We start from the raw sequence: 21,627 nt of genomic DNA on the forward strand, positions 1-21,627 counted from the left end.
ACACCGTTTTCGGGAGAGTGGGAGCCAGGTCACAGAGTCCGGCCGAATGATGGTATTGCCTTAGTGTTCCTCTAACCTTCGCCTTGGGTAGCGCTCTCTACGGTGTTGAACCAGGTCCTGGCCCGCAACCACCCGCCGGCCACCACCACCCCCTGGGGAGGCACCATGAAGGCTCTGCTCGAACGCGCCCGCTCGTTCCGGCGCCGTGTCGATTTCGAAAGCGACACATATCGGAAACTGGCCGACGGGCAATTTCCACAGGCACTCTTCGTCGCCTGTTCCGATTCCCGTGTCATCCCCGCATTGATCACGGGTGCCCGGCCCGGCGACGTCTTCGAAATACGCAATGCGGGCAACATCGTCCCGCCGCACCGGCCGCACCTCGTCTCCGGCGAGGCCGCCACCGTCGAGTACGCGCTGGAGGTGCTCGACGTACGGGACATCGTCGTCTGCGGGCACTCGCACTGCGGCGCGATGGGCGCGCTCGCCTCCGGCAAGGACCTCTCCGGCCTGCCCGGCGTGGGGGCCTGGCTGGAGAACGCCAGGCCGGGGCTGGCCCCCGTACTGGACCGCGCGCCCGTGGACGGCGCGGATCCCGCCGCACCGGGCGACGCGCTCGTCACGGAGCTGGCGCAGCTCAACGTACGGGTCCAACTGGCCGCGCTGCGCGAGTATCCGGCGGCCCGGCGGCGGCTGGCGGAGGGCCGGCTGCGGCTGCACGGCTGGTACTACGAGGTCCACACCGGCGAGGTGTGGGAGCTGAACGAGGACGACGACAGCTTCCGGGTGCACCCGTGCTGAGCCCGGGGCAGGGATACGGCGGCGGCCCCGTCCAGCCGGGCCCGCCGGGCCCCGGCCGCCACCGCGGCCGGCACGCGGGGCGCGGTCCTGGCCGTGCGGAGAGCTCCGAACCGGCCCCGGAACCCGGGTACGGCGCGCCACCGCCGGATCCGTTCGACGCCTTCGGGGCGGACCCGTACGCGACCGACTTCGCCTCCGCGGGAGCGCACTCCGCGGCGGATCCATACATACCGGACCCGTTCGCGTCGACGGGGCAGTACGCGGCCGCGGAGTCCTTCCCGCGGGACCCGTACGCGACCGACCCGTACGCGACCGGCCCGTACACGGCGGACCCTTACGCGACCGACCCCTACGGGAGCGCGCCGGGTTCGTACGGGGCGCCGCCGTCCGCGCCGCCGAGGCCGCCGGGCCCGCCGCGGCCCGCCGGGAAGGCGAAGACCTGGCCGGGCGGGAAGGCGAAGGCCGGGCAGCCCGGGCCGGGCGGGCCGGGCGGGAAGAAGAAGGCGGGGGCCGGGCAGAAACCGGATCTCGCCACCGAGATCACCGCGTCCTTCGTCGTCTTCCTCGTCGCGCTGCCCCTGTGCATCGGCGTGGCCGTCGCCTCCAGCGCGCCCCCCGAACTCGGCATCATCTCCGGGGTCGTGGGCGGTCTGGTCGTCGGCATGGCGCGCGGCAGTACCCTCCAGGTGAGCGGCCCCGCCGCCGGGCTCGCCGCGCTGGTCGCCGAGGCGGTGCTGGAACACGGACTCGCCACCCTCGGCGTGATCGTGCTGGCCTCCGGGGTGCTCCAGATCGGGCTCGGGCTGATCCGCCTCGGCCGGATGTTCCAGGCGATCTCCATCGCCGTGGTGCAGGGCATGCTCGCCGGGATCGGGCTGCCGCTGATGTTCAGTCAGGCGTACCCGATGGCCGACGCCAAGGCCATCGGCGTACCGGTCGAGAACATGCTCGGCATCCCCGGGCTGATCGCGAGCACCCTGGCCGACCCGCAGAAGATGATCGCGGCCGCGCTCGGCATCGGCACCGTCGTCCTCAGCTTCCTCTGGAAGAAGATGCCGGCCCCGGTGAACAAGGCGCCCGCCGCGCTGGTCGCGGTGGCCGGCGGCATGGCGGTGGCCTCGCTGCCCGGGGTGGACATCAACACCCTCCAGGTCGGCAATCTGCTGGCGTCCGTGCAGGTCCCCGGGCCCTCGCAGTTCGCGATGCTCGCCAACGGCGCCGTCCTGAGCACCGTGCTCACCTTCACCATCATCGCCTCGGCCGAGAGCCTCTTCACGGCCGCCGCCGTGGACCGGATGCACACCGGCGCACGCACCCGCTACAACTCCGAACTGATCGCGCAGGGCGCGGGCAACACGATCTGCGGGCTCCTCGGCGCGCTGCCGATGACCGCCGTCGTCGCGCGCAGCTCCGCCAATGTGCAGGCGGGCGCCAAGACCCGGATCTCCCGCACCCTGCACGGCCTGTGGCTGCTCGCCTTCGCCGTGCTGCTGCCCGGGGTGCTCGCCCTCATCCCGATCTCCGTCCTCGCGGGCGTCCTGGTGCACAGCGGCTGGAAGCTGTTCGCCCCGGCGGAGTTCCCGAAGATGTGGCGCCAGGACCGGGGCGAGTTCGCCGTCATGACCCTCACCACGGTCGTGATCGTCGCCACCGCCCTCCTCGAAGGCGTCCTGGTGGGCCTCGCGGCGGGCATCGTGCTGGCCGCGCTGCGGATGTCGCAGACCTCGGTACGCACCGAGGTGGCCGGCGACACGGCGAAGCTGGTCATGGCGGGCAACGCGACCTTCCTGCGGCTGCCGAAGCTGATCGACGCGCTGGAGGAGGTCGCCTCCGCCGGGATGCCCAGGATCCGGCTCGATCTGACCGCCGTCACCCACTGGGACCACGCCTGCCGCAGCCAGGTCGACGAGTTCGTGGCACAGCAGCGGGGCACCGGTGAGGTACGGGTGGAACTGCTGCGGCCGAACACCCCCAACGCACCCGCCCCGCCGCCCACCCCGGTGGCGGAACCGGAGCCCCGGGCGGACCAGGAGGCGACACCGGGACCGACGGCCCAGTGGTTCTACCTCGACCCGACGCCGGTCGAGGAGTACCGGCCCTCGGCACGGATGCGCTGACCCCGCGCCCGCCCCGGTCCGTACGGCGCCCCACGCGAGGGCGCCGTACGGACCGGCGCGCGTTCGCGGGCTTCCCCGCCGTACGGACCGGCGAGGGTCCCCGGTGGCCGGCCGCACCGTCAGCGGCAGGCCGCCACGTTGTCCGCGGTGCCGGGCGCGGCCGCCGACCGTACCCGCGTGAAGTTCGCGAGGAACGCGTCGTACACCGAGCCCGTGGTGATGCGCACCATCGACTCGTCGTTGTCGCGCAGCGCGGGTCCGCTCCAGTTGTGGCTGCCGGTGAAGACCAGCCGCGACACCGATCCGGCGTACTTCCCGTCGATCATCATGTTCTTGGAGTGCACGATCCGGTTGGGCGTGGCAGGGTCCGCGTCGTGGTCGTGCTGGTAGCAGCGGGTCGTCAGCCGGGTCTGCCCGTGCAGCGCGTTCCACGTCCCCGCGTCGGTCTCGCTGTAGACGAGATCGACCGTGCACCCTTCGGCGGCCTTGGCGCGCAGCTTGTCCGCGACGGCCTGCCGGGTGATCTTCAGCATGGCGGCACGGATCACCGAACGGTGGCTGCCCGCGCTGTCCGTCCACACGCACTCGACGTTGTCGAGCGTGTTGACGACCGTGTCGGTCGACGCGGTCGTCCCGGCGCGCGGGAAGAAGTACACCTTGTAGTCACCCGCGTTGGCGTACGTGTACGACCAGGCGGCCCGGTCCTGCTTGCCCAGCTTGACGAAGTAGTCGCCGTACGCCGTGTACAGGGCGGTGTTCCCGCCCACGACCACCGCGCTGTTCCAGAAGCGGGAGTAGTTCGACGGCGTCAGATTCGACGAGGTCTGCACGACGACCTGCTGGGCGGCGCCGCCCCCGACGCTGCTGAACAGCAGGAACTTGTTGTGGTTGATGCCGCCGCTCCCGGTGGAGAGGCACGACCGGCCCGCCGCGCACAGCTTCACGTACGAGGTGCTCGCGATATCCGTGCCCAGCGCCGCCTTGAGCGTGTTGTACGGGGCCGGATCGATGCCGGTGGTGCTGACACTGGACTCGTCCAGCACCACCTGGACCCGTACCGCCCGGTCCTGGTGCGCCGTCACCAGATCCTGCGCGACCGTCTTGTCCCAGAGATGGTACAGGGCCATCCGGATGGTGGAGCCCTCGTCGGCCGCCGCGATCAGCGCGCGGATCCGGTCCCTGATGGCGTTCTGCGCCGCCGCGTCCCCTGTCGGCTCGTTGAAGACCGTACCCATGGGTGGCGCGTCGGCGGCGGCGGCCACCGTGGCCGGTCCCGCCACCCCCATGCCGGCGGCGGCCAGGACCAGCGCCGCCCCCAGTGCGGCCAGCCGGCCACGCGTCCCTGCGAACACCCGGAATCTCATGAATCCCATGTCTCCCCCTGAGACATTCCGGCACTCCGGTGATGGAGGTGCCGTTCGTCGCGGGACCTTACAGTCGTGCTGTCGAGTCGGTCCACACCCGCCCTGCCCTCAGGACCGGCGCGCGGTCGCGCGGCGCCGGGCGGAGAACGGAGCCCACCTGTGAAGATCCTCATCAGTGCCGACATGGAGGGTGCCACCGGGGTGACCTGGCCCGGCGACGTCCTGCCGGGGACCCCGCAGTGGGAGCGGTGCCGCCCCTTCTTCACCTCGGACGTGAACGCGGCGGTGCTCGGGTTTTTCGACGGCGGCGCCGACGAGGTCCTCATCAACGAGGCGCACTGGTCCATGCGGAATCTGCTGCTGGAGCGGCTGGACGAGCGCGCCGAAATGCTCACGGGGCGTCACAAGTCGCTCTCCATGGTCGAGGGCGTGCAGCGCGGCGACGTCGACGCCATCGCCTTCGTCGGCTATCACACGGGTGCGGGTACGGAGGGCGTGCTGGCCCACACCTATCTGCCCAACACCCTCACCGGGGTCTGGCTGAACGGCGCCCGCGCCAGCGAGGGCCTGCTCAACGCGCATGTCGTCGCCGAGTACGGCGTCCCCGTCATCCTGGTCACCGGGGACGACCTGACCTGTGAGGACGCCATCGGCTACGCGCCCGAGGCGCACAAGGTCGCCGTGAAGGACCACGTCTCGCGGTACGCGGCCGTCTGCCGCACCCCCGCCCGTACCGCCGCGGACATCCGCGCCGCCGCCCGGGAGTCGACGGCACTCGCGGTGCGCCACGCGCCGGTCGAGGGCGGTCCGTTCACCGTGGAGGTGGAGTGCGACGCCGCCCATCTCTCGGCCGCCGCCACGGTCGTACCGGGCGTCGCGCCGAGCGGTGAACGGCGCGTCACGTACACCAGCGGGACGATGTACGAGGCCATTCGCACGTTCAAAGCGGTCACGACGATCGTGTCGTCGGCCGTGGAGGAGCAGTATGGCTGACATGAACGCCAGCGAGACCAGCGACAACAGCGAGACCAGTGACAACAGCGAGACCGGGGAGAACGGTTGCACGCCCGGCGGCTCCGGTGCCGCCCTGGACGCGGCCGTCCTCGACGAGGTGGTCACCTTCACCTCCGAGCTGATCCGGATCGACACCACCAACCGGGGCGGCGGGGACTGCCGGGAACGGCCGGCGGCCGAGTACGTCGCGGAGCGCCTCGCCGCGGCCGGACTCGAACCCGTCCTCCTGGAGCGCACCCCCGGGCGCACCAACGTCGTGGCGAGGATCGAGGGCACGGACCCGTCCGCCGAGGCCCTCCTCGTCCACGGCCACCTCGACGTCGTACCCGCCGAGCCCGCCGACTGGACCGTCCACCCCTTCTCCGGCGAGGTCCGTGACGGCGTGGTGTGGGGCCGGGGCGCCGTCGACATGAAGAACATGGACGCGATGGTCCTGGCCGTCGTCCGGGCCTGGGCCCGGGGCGGGGTCCGCCCCCGCCGCGACATCGTCATCGCGTACACCGCCGACGAGGAGGCCAGCGCCGAGGACGGCTCGGGCTTCCTCGCCGACCATCACCCCGGCCTGTTCGAGGGGTGCACCGAAGGCATCAGCGAATCCGGGGCCTTCACCTTCCACGCGGGCCCCGGCATGGCGCTCTACCCGATCGGCGCGGGGGAGCGCGGCACCGGCTGGCTCAAGCTGACCGCGCGCGGCAGGGCGGGACACGGCTCCAAGGTGAACCGGGCCAACGCCGTGAGCCGGCTCGCCGCCGCCGTCGCCCGGATCGGTGACCACCCGTGGCCGGTCAGGCTCACCCCGACCGTACGGGCGGCGCTCGCCGAGATCGCGGTGCTGCACGGCATAGAGACCGACGTGTACGCCACCGACCTCGATGTGGACGGCCTGCTGGGGAAGCTCGGCCCGGCCGCCGCGCTGGTCGAGCCGACCGTGCGCAACAGCGCCAACCCGACGGTCCTGGAGGCCGGTTACAAGGTCAATGTGATCCCCGGGCAGGCCACGGCGTACATCGACGGGCGGATGGTGCCCGGCGGCGAGGAGGAGTTCCGCGCCACCATGGACGTGCTGACGGGGCCCGACGTGGAATGGGAGTTCCACCACCGGGAGGTAGCCCTCCAGGCCCCCGTCGACTCACCGACCTTCGCCAAGCTGCGCGCCGCCGTCGAACGCTTCGACCCGGCCGGGCACGTCGTGCCGTACTGCATGTCGGGCGGCACCGACGCGAAGCAGTTCTCCCGCCTCGGCATCACCGGCTATGGTTTCTCCCCGCTCCGGCTGCCCCCCGGCTTCGACTACCAGGCGCTCTTCCACGGCGTGGACGAACGGGTGCCCGTGTCGGCGCTGCACTTCGGTGTCCGGGTGCTCGACCATTATCTGAAGTCCGCCTGAGTCCACACCAGTTGGTCCGCGTACACCCGTGCACCGCCCGAACAGGCCCGGCCGTCGCCGGGCCGGGGAGCGAGGAACGTCCGTGATACTGCCCATGGGGCCCTACGGGACCTGGCCGTCCCCCATCGACGCCACACTGGCGGCCTCGCACGACGGGCGTCCCGATTACGTGGGGACGGTCGGCGACGAGGTGTGGTGGACCGAGCCGCGCCCGGCGGAGGGCGGCCGGCGCGCCCTCGTGCGCCGCCGCGCCGACGGCCGCGAGGAGTCGCTGCTGCCGGCGCCCTGGGACGTCCGCAGCCGGGTGATCGAGTACGGCGGCGTGCCCTGGGCGGCGGCCGACCGCCCCGCCGGCGGCCCGCTCGCCGTCTTCGTCCACCTCCCCGACCAGCGGCTGTACGCGTACGAGCCGGACGGCACGGCGCGCCCGCGCCCGCTCACCCCGGTGTCGGCCACCGGCGGCGGGCTGCGCTGGGCAGACCCGGTGATCCACCTGGACCGGGGTGAAGTCTGGTGCGTCATGGAGGAGTTCACCGGCGAGCGGCCCACCGATGTGCGCCGGGCGATCGTGGCCGTACCGCTGGACGGCACGGCCGCCGAGGACCGTACGGCCGTCACCGAACTCTCCGACGACCGGAACCGCTTCGTCACCGGACCGCGGCTCTCGCCCGACGGGCGCTCCGTCACCTGGATCGCCTGGGACCATCCGCGGATGCCGTGGGAGGGCACGGTGGTGATGCTGGGCCGGGTCGCCGCCCCCGGCGCGCCCGCCCGCACGGCCCCCTTCACCGGGGTCCGGCCGCTCGTGGGGGACACCGACGAGGCGGTCGCGCAGGCCGACTGGGCGCCGGACGGCTCGCTGCTCTTCGTCTCCGACCTCAGCGGCTGGTGGGAGGTGCGGCGCAGCCGTCCCGAGGGGACCGGTGGCGGCGCCGTCGCGAGCACGGCGCTCTGCCCCGGCCGCCGGGAGGAGTTCGGCGGCCCGCTGTGGAAGATCGGCCTCCGGTGGTTCCAGCCGCTGGCGAACGGGCTGATCGCCGTCGTCCACGGCCGGGGCTCCACCGCCCTCGGCATCCTCGACCCCGCGACCGGCGAACTCGTCGACGCCGCCGGGCCCTGGACCGAATGGGCGCCCACCCTCGCGGTCCGCGGCGACCGCGTCATCGGCGTCGCCGCCAGCCCGCGCAGCGGGTACGAGGTCGTGGAGGTGGACACCGCCACCGGGGAGGCCCGGGTCATCGGCTCGGCGCACCACGACCCGGTGGACCCCGCGTACTACCCCGAGCCGCAGATCCGTACCTTCACCGGGCCCGACAACCGCGAGATCCACGCCCATGTCTACCCGCCGCACCACCCGGGACGCGGCGCCCCCGGCGACGAACTGCCGCCCTACGTGGTGTGGGCCCACGGCGGGCCCACCGGGCACGCGCCGCTCGTCCTCGACCTGGAGATCGCCTACTTCACCTCGCGCGGCATCGGCGTCGCCGAGGTCAACTACGGCGGCTCCACCGGCTACGGGCGCGCCTACCGCGAACGGCTGCGCGAGCAGTGGGGCGTGGTCGACGTCGAGGACTGCGCGGCCGTCGCCGAGGCACTGGCCGCCGAGGGCACCGCCGACCGCGCCAGGATCGCCGTACGCGGCGGCAGCGCGGGCGGCTGGACCGCGGCGGCCTCCCTCACCGGCACGGACGTCTACGCCTGCGGCACGATCATCTACCCGGTCCTCGACCTGGTGGGCTGGGCCACCGACGAGACCCACGACTTCGAGTCCCAGTACCTCCACTCGCTGATCGGACCGTTCGCCGAGGTCCCCGGCCGCTACCACGACCGCTCGCCCCTCCAGCATGTCGACCGGATCACCGTCCCGTTCCTGCTGCTCCAGGGGCTCGACGACGTGATCTGCCCGCCCGCCCAGAGCGCGCGCTTCCTGGAGCGGACGGCCGGCCGCGGCATCCCGCACGCGTACATCGCCTTCGAGGGCGAGGGGCACGGCTTCCGCAGGGCCGACACGATGGTCCGCGCGCTGGAGGCCGAACTCTCCCTGTACGCCCAGACCTTCGGCGTCACCCGTACCGATGTCCCGCGCCTGGAGCTGACGACATGACACCCCTGCCCACCTCCCGGACGGCGCCACTGACCCGGCCCGCGCGGCTGCGGCAGGGGGACCGCGTCGCCGTCGTCTCGCCCAGCGGCCCCGTCCCCGCCGACCGGCTCGACGCCGGACTCGCCGTCCTGCGCGGCTGGGACCTCGACCCCGTCGTGGCGCCCCACGCGCTGGACGTCCACCCCCGCCTCGGCTATCTGGCGGGTACGGACGCGGACCGCGCCCGCGATCTCCAGGAGGCGTGGTGCGATCCGTCCGTCTCCGCCGTCCTCTGCGCCCGGGGCGGCTACGGGGCCCAGCGCATGGCCGACCTGCTCGACTGGGACGCGATACGGGCCGCGGGCCCCAAGGTCTTCGTCGGCTACAGCGACATCACCGCGCTGCACGAGGCGTTCGCCGTGCGGGCGGGACTGGTCACGCTGCACGGCCCGATGACCGCCGCGCTCACCTTCCTCAAGGATCCCAGGACCCAGGAGTCCCTGCGCGCCACGCTGTTCGAGCCCGAGTCGGTCCGCACCCTCGGCCTGGAGACGGCCCGCGCGCTGGTCCCCGGGCGGGCCCGCGGCATCACCCTGGGCGGCTGCGTCAGCCTGCTCGCCGCCGACCTCGGCACCCCGTACGCCCGCCCCTCCGCCGCCGGCGGGCTGCTGATGATCGAGGACGTCGGAGAGGAGCCGTACCGCATCGACCGCATCCTCACCCAACTGCTCCGCTCCGGCTGGCTGGACGGCGTCGCCGGCGTCGGCCTCGGCTCCTGGGCGGAGTGCGGCCCGTACGAGGAGGTCCGGGCGGTGCTGGCCGACCGGCTCGGTGGGCTCGGCGTGCCGGTGGTCGAGGAACTGGGCTTCGGGCACGGCGAGACGGCCCTGACGGTGCCGCTGGGCGTGCCCGGGGTGCTGGACGCGGAGAGCGCCACGCTGACCCTGGACGTGCCCGCGCTGACCTGACGGGGCGGCCCGGCCGGGTGCTCCGGGACCGGCCGGGTGCCATGAGTCCGGCCGGGTGCCGTGGGCCCGGCGGGTGCCGTGGGCCCGGCGGGTGCTGTGGGCCCGGCGGGGCCCACGGCACCCGGTCGTAAGCTGGCGCGATGCCCGCAACGCCCACCACCCCGCTCGCCGAGGGCCCCCGCACATATCTGCGCCCGTTCCGCCCCGAGGACGCCGACGAGTTCACCGCCCACACCCGCGCGAGCGCGGAGCTGCACCGGCCCTGGCTCTTCCCGCCGGACGAGCCCGCCGCGTACACCGCGTACGCGCGCCGGCTCATCGAGGATCCGACGCGGGCCGGTCACCTCGTCTGCGCGCGCGAGGACGACCGCATCGCCGGGTTCATCAACATCAACAACATCGTCCTCGGCGCGTTCCGGTGCGGGGCGCTCGGCTACGGCGTCTTCGCGCACGCGGCCGGGCGCGGCCTGATGAGCGAGGGGCTCGGGCTGGTCCTCGGCCACGCCTTCGGCCCGCTCGGGCTGCACCGCCTGGAGGCCAACATCCAGCCCGCCAACACCGGTTCCGTCACGCTCGTACGGCGCGCCGGGTTCCGGCTGGAGGGCTACTCGCCGGACTTCCTCCTCATCGACGGCCGGTGGCGCGACCACGAGCGCTGGGCGATCACCGCGGGGCCGTCCTGGACCCCTTCCGGTTGATCTTCATCGTGTCCATGTCGGTCACGGTGGACCGCAGCGCGCCGTGACCGCAGCCCAGCGCCCGCAGCGCCGACTCGGCACGGTCCTCGGCGAGCGCGCCCGCCATCTCCTCGCCGTCCGCCGCGTCCGAGACCACCTCGTAGCGGTAGCTGAAGTGCTTCAGCGTCGCGTCGTACGTGAGCGAGCCCTCCGGCGTGAACCGCATCTGCTCCAGTCCGTGCCCGGCCAGCTCCGCGAGGAGCCGCGCCCGGCTCTCCTCCGTCAGCCCCTCCCACGTCCCGCGCACGATCACCCGGTACGTGTGCTGAGTACTCATCCCGCCGCTCACTTCCTGCCGTTACGTGCCGGCCCACACCGCCTTGAGGAGCGCAGCGTACGGCAGCGGGACCGGCCCGCGCGCGGAATATTCGGACCGGCCGGGGGCCTGTCCGGAGCGGCCCGTCAGGCGCCCGGGACCACCTTGCGGTCCGCGTACTCGAAGACCGAGCCGTCGGGGTGGACGGCGATCAGATTGCGCCCCGCCGGGGTCGGCACCGGGCCCGCGACGACGCGGGCGCCGCCGCCGGTGAGCACCGTGAGCGTCTCCTCGACGTCCTTGACGGCGATGGTCGCCGTCACCTTGCGCAGGACGTCGATCTCCGAGGCGGGACCGCTCATCAGGAGGAAGCAGCCGACGGCGGCCACGGAGACCCCGCCGCGCTCGAAGCGGAGCGCGGGGCTTCCGGTGAGGCGCTCGTAGAACGCCACCGATGTCTCCAGATCGTCGACGCAGATGCGCAGCGTGGTACCCATGATTTCCATGCCCACCAGGTTAGTTGGTGTCAGGCCCGGCCCAGGATCTCGCCATGGGGCACCATGAACCAGGCGTCGTCCGCCGCGCCCCACTCCCGCCATCCCGCGGCGATCTCCGCGAGCCGCTCGCGCGTCGCGTGTCCGCCGTCGACCGCGAGCGCCGCGTAGGCCGAGGCGACCGTACGGTCCGCCCACAGCCCGCTCCACCACGCGCGCTCCTCCGGGGTGGCGTAGCACCAGGTCGCGGCGGTCGCGGTGACCTCGGTGAACCCGGCGCGCCGCGCCCAGGACAGCAGTCGGCGGCCCGCGTCCGGCTCCCCGCCGTTGGCCCGCGCCACCCTGCGGTACAGCTCCCGCCAGTCGTCCAGTACCGGTACGGCGGGGAACCAGGCGAAGGCGGCGTAGTCCGAGTCCCGTGCCGCCACCGCCCCGCCGGGACGGCAGACCCGGCGCATCTCGCCCAGGGCCCGGACGGGGTCGCCGACGTGCTGGAGGACCTGGTGGGCATGGACGACATCGAAGGAGTCGTCGGGAAAGTCCAGGGAGTGGACATCGGCGACCGCGAAGCGGACATTGGTCGCGCCCGCGGCCTCCGCGGTCGCCCGCGCCGTGTCGAGAACGCCCTCGGAGGCGTCGACGGCCGTCACCGTGCCCGGCGCGACGAGCGCGGCCAGATCGGCGGTGATGGTCCCGGGCCCGCACCCGACGTCCAGCACGTCCTGTCCGGCCCGCAGTTCGGGCAGGAGGTAGGCGGCGGAGTTGGCGGCCGTGCGCCAGGTGTGCGAACGGAGCACGGACTCGTGGTGCCCGTGCGTGTAGACGGCGGTCTCCTTCGGCATGGCCGGACTCCCTCTCGTGAAGTGGTCAGGCCACGCTACGCCTCCGTGTCGGAATATGAGATACGTGTCTTATGATGCGGACATGGTCCGGTCGGTGACGGGGCCGGAGCCGGGCGGTCGTACGGTGAGCCCGTCGATCACCGCGGTCGGCGGCGCGCCCTCCGACAGCAGCAGCGCGGTGATCGCGTCGGCGGGTCCCTCGGTGAAGTGCACGGCCCCGAGCGGGAGTTCCACCACCGTCGGCGACGTGCCGGGCGCCAGGCCGAGCAGGGTGCCCAGCCAGGCGGCCGAGGCGACCGGGTCCGGGGTCTCGACCAGGAGTCCCGCTAGATCGTGCGGCCCCCGGTTCACCCGCCCCGGCGCGCTGTACCGGGTCAGGATCGTGTGGCGGTCCGGCGTGTACGTCACGAAGAACGGCGCCCACGGCGGCACGTCCCGAAGGATCGCCTCGCGGAACGAGACGGGCGACCCCTCCGGCGCGAAGCCCAGCACCTCCACCGAGTGCCCCTGGGTACGCAGCCGTTCGGCGGTGGCGTCGGCATCGGTCACGTGGACGCAGAAGGTGAGCGCGCCGCCGCCCCGGGCGACGAGTTCGTCGTAGCGCGGCTGCCACGTCCGCATGGCCCTGCCGTACGGGGAGTCCAGGAAGGCCACGCGGTCGACGACGCTCGACAGTTCGATGTAGCGGGTGTCGAGCCGCCATGCGCCGTTGCGGTACCCCCGGTACTCTGGATTGGCGTGGGCGGGCAGCCCGGTCCGCGTGTAGGCCAGGGAGGCCGCCTCCACGTCCGGTACGCAGTGCACGAGGTGGTCGAACTCCGGCTGTTCGGGCAGGGGTGACTCCGGGCTCACGGCGCCTCCGTTGTAGGTTAGGTGAGCCTAACCGCCTCCCGAGCCTTCCAGTCCTCCCGAGCCTCCCAGTCCTCCCGGGTCAGTTCGTAGGCGACATCGCCGTGCTCCGACCCCTCGATCGTCTCCGGCCACTCCTCGAAGAAGGTGCGGACGTACCGCAGCCCCGCCTTCTCCAGCACCCGCCGCGACCCGGTGTTCACGGTCATGGTCTGCGCGGTCACCCGTTCCGCGCCGAGCGCGGTGAACGCCGTACGGACCAGGGCGCGCGCCCCCTCGGTGGCGTATCCCCGGCCCCACGCCGCGCGGCGCAGCCGGTAGCCCAACTCCACGACGTGCCAGTCCGGTTCGCCGCCGGGCTCCGGGGCCGGGCGCGGCGCCAGGCAGAACCAGCCGAGCCAGGCGCCCGTGGTCCGCTCCTCGGCCGCCCGGAATCCCGGGGCCAGCAGCCTCGGCAGGGTCGTGCCCCGGACTGTGCCGGCGGAGACGGGCCGACCGCCGTCGATGAACCGCCGGACGCCCGGGTCGTTGTCGAGCGCGACGACCCGGGCCACCTCGTCCTCGCCGTCGGTGAAGGGGCGCAGCCGCAGCCGCCGGGTCTCCAGGAAAGGTTCCATGTCCACGACCGGAATCCTCGGCCGCGCGCCCGGGGCTGTCCAGCGGATATCCCCGCCGGGAGCGGCTACAGCAGCGCCTGCGGCCGGTAGACCGTCAGCGCCTCGATCGCCTTGTCCAGCGTCAGCTCCCGTGGGGCCGGGGCCACTTCACCGTCGTACGCGAGCCGCGTCCCCGGCGCGATGTCCTTGATCCGTACGCGGCGCATCCGGACCGCGGCATGGACGGGCGAGCGGCTCAGCGGTCCGGCCAGGGCGGCGGCGAGCAGGCGGGCGCCCGGGGCCCGGCCGCCGTGCACGATGCGCAGGTCCAGCAGGCCGTCGGCGAGGTTCTGCCGGTGGCCGGGGGTGGGGCCCATCTGCTGGTAGATACCGTTGCCCGCGAACAGCAGCCACAGCGACCGCCGCCGGCCCTCGAACTCCGCGTCGATCTGGTGCTCGGCCCGCAGCACCCGCGCGGCGGCCAGCACCCCGGCGGGCCAGCCGCCGATCCGGGGCGCCCACTGCTCGCGCACCCGGACCAGCTCCGGATAGACGCCCAGGCTGAAGGTGTTGACGAAGTGCCCGGGCGTGCCGTCCCCGTCCGGACCGGGGGTGAAGCGCCCCAGGTCGACCCGTACGGCGTCGCCCGCCGTCAGCGCCCGGCAGGTGTCGTGGACGCTCTCGATGCCCAGGTCGTACGCGAAGTGGTTGAACGTACCGCCGGGGAAGACCGCCAGCGGCAGCGTGTGGCGTACGGCCACCGACACGGCGCGGTTTATCGTTCCGTCGCCGCCGAGGACACCCAGCGCCCGGCAGTCGCCCGCCGCCTTCTCCAACTCCGTGTCCACCTCCTCCGGCGCGCAGACCACCAACCGCGCGAACGGCAGCGCGTCACGCACCAGCGATGCCGTGTCCGCCGAGCCCGAGGCGCTGTTGACGACCACGGTCAGCCCCCGGCCGCCGGGCAGCGCGGGCGCCTGGGTGTGCGGCCGTCCCGGCGCGGGCAGTTGCGAGCGCGTCGGCACCATCCCCCGTACCGCGTACGCCGCCCCCACCCCGAGCGCCGCGCCCACCAGGACATCGCTCGGATAGTGCACGCCGGTGTAGACCCGGGACAGCGCGACGGCCGCCGCCACGGGCGCCACCGCGGCGCCCCACCCCTTCGACTCCAGCGCGACCCCGGTGGCGAACGCCGCCGCCGAGGCCGCGTGGCCCGACGGGAACGAGGACGTGAACGGCTGCCGCTTGAGCCGCCGTATCACCGGGACGACATCGAGCAGCGGACGCTCCCTGCGCACCGCGCGCTTGCCCACGGTGTTGATGGCCGCCGACGCGAGGGCCAGCGACGCCACGCCCCGCAGGGCCGCCCGGCGCGAGCGCGCGCTGCCGCCCAGCGCGGCCATCCCCGCCGCCGCCCCGAACCACAGCAGCCCGTGATTGGCGCTGCGGCTCAGCCTGGGCAGTACGGGGTCCGCGCCCGGCCAGTGCCGGCCGGCGACCGCGCGGAAGGCCCGGTTGTCCCACTGTTCGAGCAGCGCGGTGATCCGGGCGCGGCTGAGGACGGCGGAGGCGGCTGCGGTGTTCGGCATGGCACGCGGATACCCCGGCGGGGGCGGATCAAGCGGACGGTCCGGTACGGCGAACGGTCCCCCCGAGGGGGACGGGGCGGCGGAACCCGAGAAGCGCACAGGGACAAACCTCCGTATAAAGGGCTCAAGATACCGGGCGTACGGGACGGGCCGGCCCCCGGGCGGCCCCGGAGGTGGCGCATATGCGGCGGACGGCTCCCGAGGGCCGTGGCCCCGTACGCTACGGCCCGCCCGCCCCCGAGGCGGGACTGCCCGTCCTGCCCGAACTGGCCGAGGAGTGCGCGGCGGCCGCCCGCCGGACCGCGCCGGAACCGCCCGGCGGCGGCGCGGTCCTCCGGGAGGCCGCCTGCGGCTACTGGTCCCGCCGCGGGCTGCCCGGCGGCCTCGACGACGTGGCCGCCGCCCCCGGCGCGCAGCCGCTGCTCCTCGCGCTGCTCGCCGCGTACGGCGGGGACGTGCTGATGCCCCGGCCGTGTCCCGCCTGGTGGACGCCGCAGGCCCGGCTGCTGGGCCGGCCCGCCTATCACGTGCCGGCCCCGGCCGACGCGGGCGGCGTGCCCGACGCGTACGCCCTGCTGGAGACGGTCCGGCGGATCCGGTGGGAAGGGGGTGTTCCGCGCGTGCTGCTGCTCTGCCCCGCCGACGACCCGACCGCCACCGTCGCCCCGCCCGAACTGGTCGGCGCGGCGTGCGAGGCGGCGGTCGCCGAGGGGCTGCACATCATCAGCGACGAGACCTGGAGCGAGACCCTGCACCGGCCGCACGAGACGGTGCTGCTCAGCCCGGCCCGGATGTGGCCCGACGAGGTCACCGTCGTCAGCGACGCGGTCGGCTCGCTCCTCCCCGCCGCCTGGCCGCTGGCCGTCGCCCGCTACCCGGCCACGCCGGCCGGGGCCGCGCTGCGCGCCAGGACCCTCGACTTCCTCACCGCGCTCGGCGCCCTCGTCGCGGGCCCGGTCGCCGCGGCCGCCGCCCACGCGCTGGACGAGCCGGGGGCGGTCACGGCGCGGGCGCGGGACGCCGCCACGCTCTACGGGCGGATCGCCGGGGCCGCCGAGCACGCGGTGCTCGGCTCCGGGGCCCTCGCGCGCACCCCGCGGGCGGGCCGCCACCTCTACGCCGACCTCGGGCCGCTGCGCGCCCGGCTGGCCGCGCTCGGCGTCACGGACTCCCTGGAACTGGAGAACCATCTCGGCGCGCGGCTGGGCATGGACACCCCGGGGGGCCACCGGTTCGGCGACGAACTGGGCGCCCTGCGCGTCCGGCTGCCGACCGGTCCGCTGCTCGGGGCGACCCCGGAGCAGCGCCTGGAGTCGCTCTCCGCCGCGGCGCCCCTGGAACTGCCCCATGTGGCCCGCGCGCTCGCGGCGTTCGCCTCGGTCTTCGACGAACTGCGCTGACACGGCGACGCACCGCGCCACCCGCGCCGAAGAGGCCGCCGCCTCGGGCCCTGGTGCTCAGGCACTCACGCCCTCACGCTCCCCGGCCCTCCGGACCCCGGTCGGCCGCGGCCCCCGTGACCCTCGCGGTCCCGTCGGCCTTGTCCGTCCCGTCGGCCCCGTCGGCCCCGGCGTCTCCCCGGCGCCGTCGCAGTCTGCGCCACAGCGCCGGAGCGCCGCTGACCACCACCGTCAGCAGCACCGCCGCGAGCACGCCCTCCCACGGCTCGGCGAAGAGCGAGCCGCCCGCCACCCCGATGAGCTGGTACGTCGCGGCCCACGCCAGACACGCGGGTATGTCGCCCCGGGCGAACCGGCGCAGCGGCCACTCGCCGAGCAGACAGGCCAGCATCACCGGGATCCGGCCGGCGGGCACCAGGCGCGACAGCACCAGCACCGTCACCCCGTGCTCCCGCAGCCTGTCCTGCGCCTGTTCCAGCCGGTCGGGCGGGGCGCTCCTGCGCAGCGCCGCCAGCCAGCGCGAACCGTTCTTCGAACCGACCCCGCGCCGGCCGAGCCAGTACAGCGCGACATCGCCGAGGAAGGCCGCACAGGACGCCACGAGGAAGAGCCAGACATTGGAGAGCGGCGAGCTCTGATGGAACGCCACCACCGCCGCCGTGCTCACCACCGCGCCCGTCGGCACCACCGGCACCAGCGCGCCCAGCGCCACCAGCAGAAAGACCGACGGATAGCCGGCGGCCTGCTGGGTCGACTCCGGGGGCAGCACCGCGAACTGGGCCAGCAGCCGGTCGATCACCGCGCGACCTCCGGCCGCGCGCTCTCGCCGTGCCTCAGCAGATGCACCGACACCTGCGGAGCGAGCCGCGCCGCCTTCCGTACGAACTCGTCGCCCGGCGCGTAGAACTCGTGCGGTCTGACCCCGTCGAGCCCGATCGGCCAGTACGTGCCGTAGTGCACCGGCACCGCCGCGCTCGGCGCCAGCCGCGCCAGTGCCTGCGCCGCGCGCCCCGCGTCGAGGTGCTCGGGCCCCAGGTGCGGCCCCCAGCCGCCGACCGGCAGCAGCGCCACGTCCACCGGGCCCACGGACGCGGCCATGGTGTCGAAGAGCCCCGTGTCGCCCGCGAAGTACGTCCGTGACTCGCCGGTGATCACATAGCCGAGCGCGGGGGAGCGGTGCGGCCCGACCGGCAGCCTGCGCCCGTCGTGCAGCGCGGGCACCGCCCGTACCCGGACCGGCCCGACCGCCACCTCGTCGCCCGCGTCCACCTCCGTGATCCGCAGCCCCGCCGGATTGCGCCGCGCGTCGAGCCGCCGGAGCCCCGGCACCGAACGCTCCGCGCCACGCGGCACGATCAGCCGGGTGCCGGGCGCGAGCCTGGCCAGCGACCGCAGATGGAGATGATCGGAGTGCAGATGCGAGACGAGCACCGCGTCGGCGACGCCCGCCTCGGGCGGCGGTACGGGGCCCAGACGCCGGCGCAGGTGCGCGAGACGGCGCACGAAGACCGGGTCCGTCAGGATCCGTACCCCGGAATCCTCGACCGTGCAGGTGGCATGGCCCCACCAGGTGATGACAGTTCCCAACCCGACCTCAGCTCCGTCCGCCCCGGCGCGCACGGGGGCGCGTGGTGTCCCGCTCCCCGCCCGGGGCCGCTCCTCGGACTCAGCGTACGGCCGCCACCCGTCCGGGCGAACGAGGTGCGCTCGAACGCGCGCCTCCGACCGCCCCGTACGCGCCTGCCTCGCGAAGGCGTGCGCGGGTTAGGGTCGGCGGAACGAAGGCGGGTCCGGGGGGACGGGCCCGGAGTGCGCGGGGAGCGGGGGAGCGGCATGGGCGAGGTACGCGTGACGGCGATCGCCAGCCTGACACCGCTGGAGCAGCTGGACCGCGACCCCTTCCTGGTGGACACCCACGGACAGCACCTGATGTGCGCGCGCTGGGCCGAGGACAAGGGCTACATCGTCACCCGCCAGCTCTACTTCTACCGGCTGCGCCCCGACCACCGCGGTCTGTGGACCGACGTCGAGGACGGGCTGGTCGACCTCTTCGTCGCCGCCAACGACCGTGTGCTCGAACGGGCGTTCACCTCGGTCGCCGCCTTCGCCGCGGAGTGCGAGCGCCGGGGCGTACGGCTGGAGACGGCCGGCCTGGACGAGCCGTGCTACGACGCCGAACGGAAGGCGGAGGTCCACCGCAGGCTCTCGATACCCGCGAAGGGACGCCGCGCGCCGCTGTGACCCCGACCCCGCCCCGGTTCCGGCGGGGACCGCGCGCGCCTGTGCGAGGCTGGGGGCCGAGCCCGTGAGCCGTACGGGTCCGGACGTGAGGTGACGGGTAGTGGTGACGGGGCGATGGCGTACGACGAGCAGAGCCCTGCTGCGGGTGATCATCGTATGGGCGGTCTCCACCGTGACGATGCTGGCGCTCGCCGGCATCCTGCCCGACTTCCAGCTCCAGTCCGACGACGGGGACAGCCCCACCCGGATCGCGGTCACCGCGGCCTGGGGCGCGGGCGCGTTCGGCCTGCTCGGCGCGCTGGTCTGGCCGGTGCTCGTCCGCGCGCTGCTGCTGGTCCCGGCGCTCGTCCTCGGCCTGCTGGTGTTCTTCCTCAACGGATCGCTGCTGCTGATCGCGCTGCGGCTCATCCCCGACGGCCGGGGCGCCGCCGATCCGCGGACCGCGGTGGTGGTCGCCGCCGTGATGTCCGCGGTCGCTTCCGCGACGTCCACCGCGCTCGCGGTCGGTGACGACGAGGCGTACCGGCGCAGGCTCTCGCGGCTCGCCGACCGCCGCCGGCGCAGACGGGGCCGGCCGGGCGACGAGGGCCGCGCGGACGAGCAGCCCGGCACGGTCTTCCTCCAACTCGACGGGGTCGGCCACCAGGTGCTGCTGGACGCGGTCGCCGCCGGGGTGGTGCCGCACATCGCGAGCTGGCTGGGAGAGCGGCCCACCCACCGGCTGACGCCGTGGCGCACCGACTGGTCCAGCCAGACCGGCGCCAGTCAGCTCGGCATCCTGCACGGCTCCAACCACGATGTCCCCGCCTTCCGCTGGTACGAGAAGGACAGCGGCCGGATCATGGTGAGCAACCGGCCCGCGAGCGCCGCCGAACTCCAGCGCCGGGCCATCGCGCGCACCGGCGACGGCGGGCTGCTCACCCTCGACGGCGCCAGCCGCGGCAACCTCTTCAGCGGCGGCGCCGACCAGCTCGCGCTGGTGCTCTCCATCGCCGCCCGGCGCGGCCGGGCCAACCGGTCCCGGGCCGGCTACTTCGCGTACTTCTCCGACCCGGCCAACGCCGTCCGTACGGTCGTCTCCTTCGTCGCCGACGTCTGCCGCGAGATAGGCCAGTCGACCCGGGCCCGGCTGCGCGGGGACCGGCCCCGGGTGGGCCGGGGCGGGCTCTACCCGTTCATCCGGGCCTTCGCGACCGTCGTCGAACGGGACGTCGTGGTCGCGGCGGTGCTCGGCGACATGCTGGCGGGACGGACCGCCGTCTACGCCGACCTGGTCGCCTACGACGAGGTCGCGCACCACTCCGGGCCGCACAGCCGGGACGCCGCGCGGGTGCTGGCCCAGCTCGACCGGTCGGTCGGCATGATCGCCAGGGCCGCCGAACACGCGCCCCGTACATACCGGATCGTGCTCCTCTCCGACCACGGCCAGAGCCCCGGCGAGACCTTCGAGGGCGCGTACGGGCTCACCCTCAAGGATCTCGTCAGGGCCGGGTGCGGACTGCCCGTCTCCCGCCGGGCGGGGCGGACCAGGAGCGGCGCGGAGGCGCGCGACGCCGCCCGGCACGCCGTGCTCGGCGCGCTGCACCGTCCCGAGCGCGCCGAGGACGACGCGGCGGAGCCTCCCGCGAGCTCCTCGGAGCCGGTGGTGCTCGCCTCCGGGAACCTCGCGCTGATCTCCTTCCCCGACGTGCCGGAGCGGATGAGCCGGGAGGCGATCGACCGGCGCCACCCGGCGCTGCTGCGGACCCTCGCCAGCCATCCGGGCATCGGTTTCCTGCTGGTACGGAGCGAGGAGCACGGCTCCGTGGTGCTGGGCCGCGGCGGGGCGGAGGTCCCCGTCGGCGCGCTGGCCGACGACGGGCCGCTCGCGGGGCTGGGCCCCGGCGCGGCCGACGCCGTGCGGCGCACCGACGGTTTCCCGCACGTGGCCGACATCATGGTCAACTCGATGTACGACCCGGAGACGGGGCGGGTGCACGCCTTCGAGGAGCAGATCGGCTCGCACGGCGGGCTCGGCGGCGAACAGGCGCGGCCCTTCCTGCTGTCGCCGCTGGTGCTCAGCGCGCCGGTGCCCGACCACGCCGAACTCGTCGGCGCCGAGCAGGTGCACGCGGTGTTCCGGCGATGGCTCCGGGAGGGCGGCGGGCCGCAGGTGCCCCTGGCGGCGGTGACGGCGGCCGGCGCGGAGGCCGGGGTGGACGCCGACAACGGTGCCGACACCGGTGCGGGTGCGGGTGCCGGTGCCGGTGTCCCCGCGGACGCCGGCGCGGGTGCCGGGACCGCCGCCGAGGCCGGCGCGGGTGCCGAGGCAGGGGCCGGGGCCGGGGCGAATACGTTCTCTGCCGGGGCACGCACGGCCGAGAACGAGCGGGACCCGGCTTAGCGCGCGTACCCCGTGCGAGCGGTTTCCGCCGGTAGCAGGACCGGGTGCGGCCGTGCCTGGGCAGGGGTGGCATGTCCCAGGAGGTCATGCCCATGCGCTGTGCCCCGCCTCTCACTTCCCGCGCCGCGGCCGCTCGTGCCGCCGCCGTGCGCCGGGCCGTGGTGGTGGCGCTGCTGGTGCTGATCGCCTTCCTGGGCCTCGCGGCCGCGTCCTGCGCCACGGCGGCGCGGGCCGTCGAACCCGTGCCGCCCGCCTCCGGCACCCCGGCCCCGGCCGGGGAAGGACAGGGCGACGGGCAGCAGGACACCGCCGAGACCGATCAGCACACCGACCCCGCCAGGACCGAGCGTCCCGCGCGGGCCCGGATGGAGCCCTCGGTGCTCGCCGCGCCGGGTGCCATGAGGCCGTCGCCGTACCCGGACCGCCGTCTCCCCGTGGGCCCCCCGCGCGCGGCGGGCCCGACGCGCTGTGCGGTGCTGCGCTGCTGACAGGACGTGCACCCGCGC

General features: G+C 74.4%; 20 protein-coding genes. 11 read left to right on the forward strand and 9 right to left on the reverse strand.

Going from position 1 to position 21,627, the window contains the following annotated elements:
* The first annotated feature begins 165 nt into the window (after positions 1-165).
* Complete coding sequence (locus ACFTZC_RS01915) at positions 166-801, forward strand: carbonic anhydrase (protein WP_382886027.1); 636 nt, start codon at positions 166-168, stop codon at positions 799-801.
* Positions 795-2,918: a SulP family inorganic anion transporter gene (locus ACFTZC_RS01920; RefSeq protein WP_382885836.1), complete on the forward strand. Its 2,124-nt coding sequence runs from the start codon at positions 795-797 to the stop codon at positions 2,916-2,918. Before ACFTZC_RS01915 ends, ACFTZC_RS01920 begins: the two co-directional genes overlap by 7 nt.
* Positions 2,919-3,037: 119 nt before the next feature.
* On the opposite strand, the gene ACFTZC_RS01925 is transcribed toward ACFTZC_RS01920, so the two are convergent.
* On the reverse strand, positions 3,038-4,291 hold the full coding sequence (locus ACFTZC_RS01925; RefSeq protein ID WP_382885838.1) for a phospholipase D-like domain-containing protein: 1,254 nt from the start codon (positions 4,289-4,291) through the stop codon (positions 3,038-3,040).
* A gap of 150 nt (positions 4,292-4,441) precedes the next feature.
* Between ACFTZC_RS01925 and ACFTZC_RS01930 the strand changes: the two genes are divergently transcribed.
* The 5 genes from ACFTZC_RS01930 (at position 4,442) to ACFTZC_RS01950 (ending at position 10,432) form a co-directional block, all read left to right on the forward strand.
* Positions 4,442-5,275: a M55 family metallopeptidase gene (locus ACFTZC_RS01930; protein WP_382885840.1), complete on the forward strand. Its 834-nt coding sequence runs from the start codon at positions 4,442-4,444 to the stop codon at positions 5,273-5,275.
* Positions 5,268-6,683: a M20/M25/M40 family metallo-hydrolase gene (locus ACFTZC_RS01935; RefSeq protein WP_382885842.1), complete on the forward strand. Its 1,416-nt coding sequence runs from the start codon at positions 5,268-5,270 to the stop codon at positions 6,681-6,683. The genes ACFTZC_RS01930 and ACFTZC_RS01935 overlap by 8 nt, the downstream gene beginning before the upstream one ends.
* A 94-nt stretch (positions 6,684-6,777) precedes the next feature.
* On the forward strand, positions 6,778-8,787 hold the full coding sequence (locus ACFTZC_RS01940; protein ID WP_382886029.1) for a prolyl oligopeptidase family serine peptidase: 2,010 nt from the start codon (positions 6,778-6,780) through the stop codon (positions 8,785-8,787).
* Positions 8,784-9,734, forward strand: a complete 951-nt coding sequence (locus ACFTZC_RS01945; RefSeq protein ID WP_382885844.1) for an LD-carboxypeptidase — start codon at positions 8,784-8,786, stop codon at positions 9,732-9,734. The genes ACFTZC_RS01940 and ACFTZC_RS01945 overlap by 4 nt, the downstream gene beginning before the upstream one ends.
* Before the next feature lie 140 nt (positions 9,735-9,874).
* Positions 9,875-10,432: a GNAT family N-acetyltransferase gene (locus ACFTZC_RS01950; protein ID WP_382885846.1), complete on the forward strand. Its 558-nt coding sequence runs from the start codon at positions 9,875-9,877 to the stop codon at positions 10,430-10,432.
* On the opposite strand, the gene ACFTZC_RS01955 is transcribed toward ACFTZC_RS01950, so the two are convergent.
* The 6 genes from ACFTZC_RS01955 to ACFTZC_RS01980 form a co-directional block, all read right to left on the reverse strand.
* Positions 10,398-10,748: a DUF6204 family protein gene (locus ACFTZC_RS01955; protein ID WP_382885847.1), complete on the reverse strand. Its 351-nt coding sequence runs from the start codon at positions 10,746-10,748 to the stop codon at positions 10,398-10,400. The two genes, ACFTZC_RS01950 and ACFTZC_RS01955, sit on opposite strands and share 35 nt — an antisense overlap.
* A gap of 125 nt (positions 10,749-10,873) precedes the next feature.
* The gene (locus tag ACFTZC_RS01960) at positions 10,874-11,233 is read right to left on the reverse strand and encodes a VOC family protein (RefSeq protein ID WP_382885849.1); all 360 of its coding nucleotides are present in this window, start codon (positions 11,231-11,233) and stop codon (positions 10,874-10,876) included.
* Between the two features lie 20 nt (positions 11,234-11,253).
* Positions 11,254-12,063 (reverse strand): methyltransferase domain-containing protein, encoded by an 810-nt coding sequence (locus ACFTZC_RS01965; RefSeq protein ID WP_382885851.1) that lies wholly within the window; start codon positions 12,061-12,063, stop codon positions 11,254-11,256.
* Positions 12,064-12,132: 69 nt separating this feature from the next.
* Positions 12,133-12,915, reverse strand: coding sequence for a VOC family protein (locus ACFTZC_RS01970; RefSeq protein ID WP_382885852.1), 783 nt, complete (start codon positions 12,913-12,915; stop codon positions 12,133-12,135).
* A 17-nt stretch (positions 12,916-12,932) separates the two neighbouring features.
* Positions 12,933-13,529, reverse strand: a complete 597-nt coding sequence (locus ACFTZC_RS01975; protein WP_382886031.1) for a GNAT family N-acetyltransferase — start codon at positions 13,527-13,529, stop codon at positions 12,933-12,935.
* 65 nt (positions 13,530-13,594) lie between these two features.
* Positions 13,595-15,097 carry a bifunctional phosphatase PAP2/diacylglycerol kinase family protein gene (locus tag ACFTZC_RS01980; protein WP_382885856.1) on the reverse strand — a complete coding sequence of 501 codons (1,503 nt, stop codon included), beginning with the start codon at positions 15,095-15,097 and terminating at the stop codon, positions 13,595-13,597.
* 182 nt (positions 15,098-15,279) lie between these two features.
* On the opposite strand from ACFTZC_RS01980, the gene ACFTZC_RS01985 reads away from it, so the two are divergent.
* Entirely contained in the window at positions 15,280-16,497 is a 1,218-nt protein-coding gene (locus ACFTZC_RS01985; protein WP_382885858.1) for an aminotransferase class I/II-fold pyridoxal phosphate-dependent enzyme, read from the forward strand.
* A 73-nt stretch (positions 16,498-16,570) separates the two neighbouring features.
* On the opposite strand, the gene ACFTZC_RS01990 is transcribed toward ACFTZC_RS01985, so the two are convergent.
* A complete protein-coding gene (locus tag ACFTZC_RS01990) occupies positions 16,571-17,296 on the reverse strand; it encodes a DedA family protein (protein ID WP_382885860.1) in 726 nt (241 codons plus the stop codon).
* Positions 17,293-18,084, reverse strand: a complete 792-nt coding sequence (locus tag ACFTZC_RS01995) for an MBL fold metallo-hydrolase (RefSeq protein WP_382885862.1) — start codon at positions 18,082-18,084, stop codon at positions 17,293-17,295. Before ACFTZC_RS01995 ends, ACFTZC_RS01990 begins: the two co-directional genes overlap by 4 nt.
* A 246-nt stretch (positions 18,085-18,330) precedes the next feature.
* Between ACFTZC_RS01995 and ACFTZC_RS02000 the strand changes: the two genes are divergently transcribed.
* The 3 genes from ACFTZC_RS02000 to ACFTZC_RS02010 all read left to right on the forward strand — a co-directional run bounded on the left by ACFTZC_RS02000 (position 18,331) and on the right by ACFTZC_RS02010 (position 21,609).
* The gene (locus ACFTZC_RS02000; RefSeq protein WP_382885863.1) at positions 18,331-18,738 is read left to right on the forward strand and encodes a hypothetical protein; all 408 of its coding nucleotides are present in this window, start codon (positions 18,331-18,333) and stop codon (positions 18,736-18,738) included.
* 100 nt (positions 18,739-18,838) lie between these two features.
* Entirely contained in the window at positions 18,839-21,121 is a 2,283-nt protein-coding gene (locus ACFTZC_RS02005; RefSeq protein ID WP_382885865.1) for a phage holin family protein, read from the forward strand.
* Between the two features lie 92 nt (positions 21,122-21,213).
* Positions 21,214-21,609, forward strand: coding sequence for a hypothetical protein (locus ACFTZC_RS02010; protein WP_382885867.1), 396 nt, complete (start codon positions 21,214-21,216; stop codon positions 21,607-21,609).
* The last annotated feature ends 18 nt before the right edge of the window (positions 21,610-21,627 follow it).

The sequence above is a fragment of the Streptomyces sp. NPDC056987 genome, from assembly GCF_042673865.1.
In the GTDB taxonomy this organism is placed as follows: domain Bacteria; phylum Actinomycetota; class Actinomycetes; order Streptomycetales; family Streptomycetaceae; genus Streptomyces.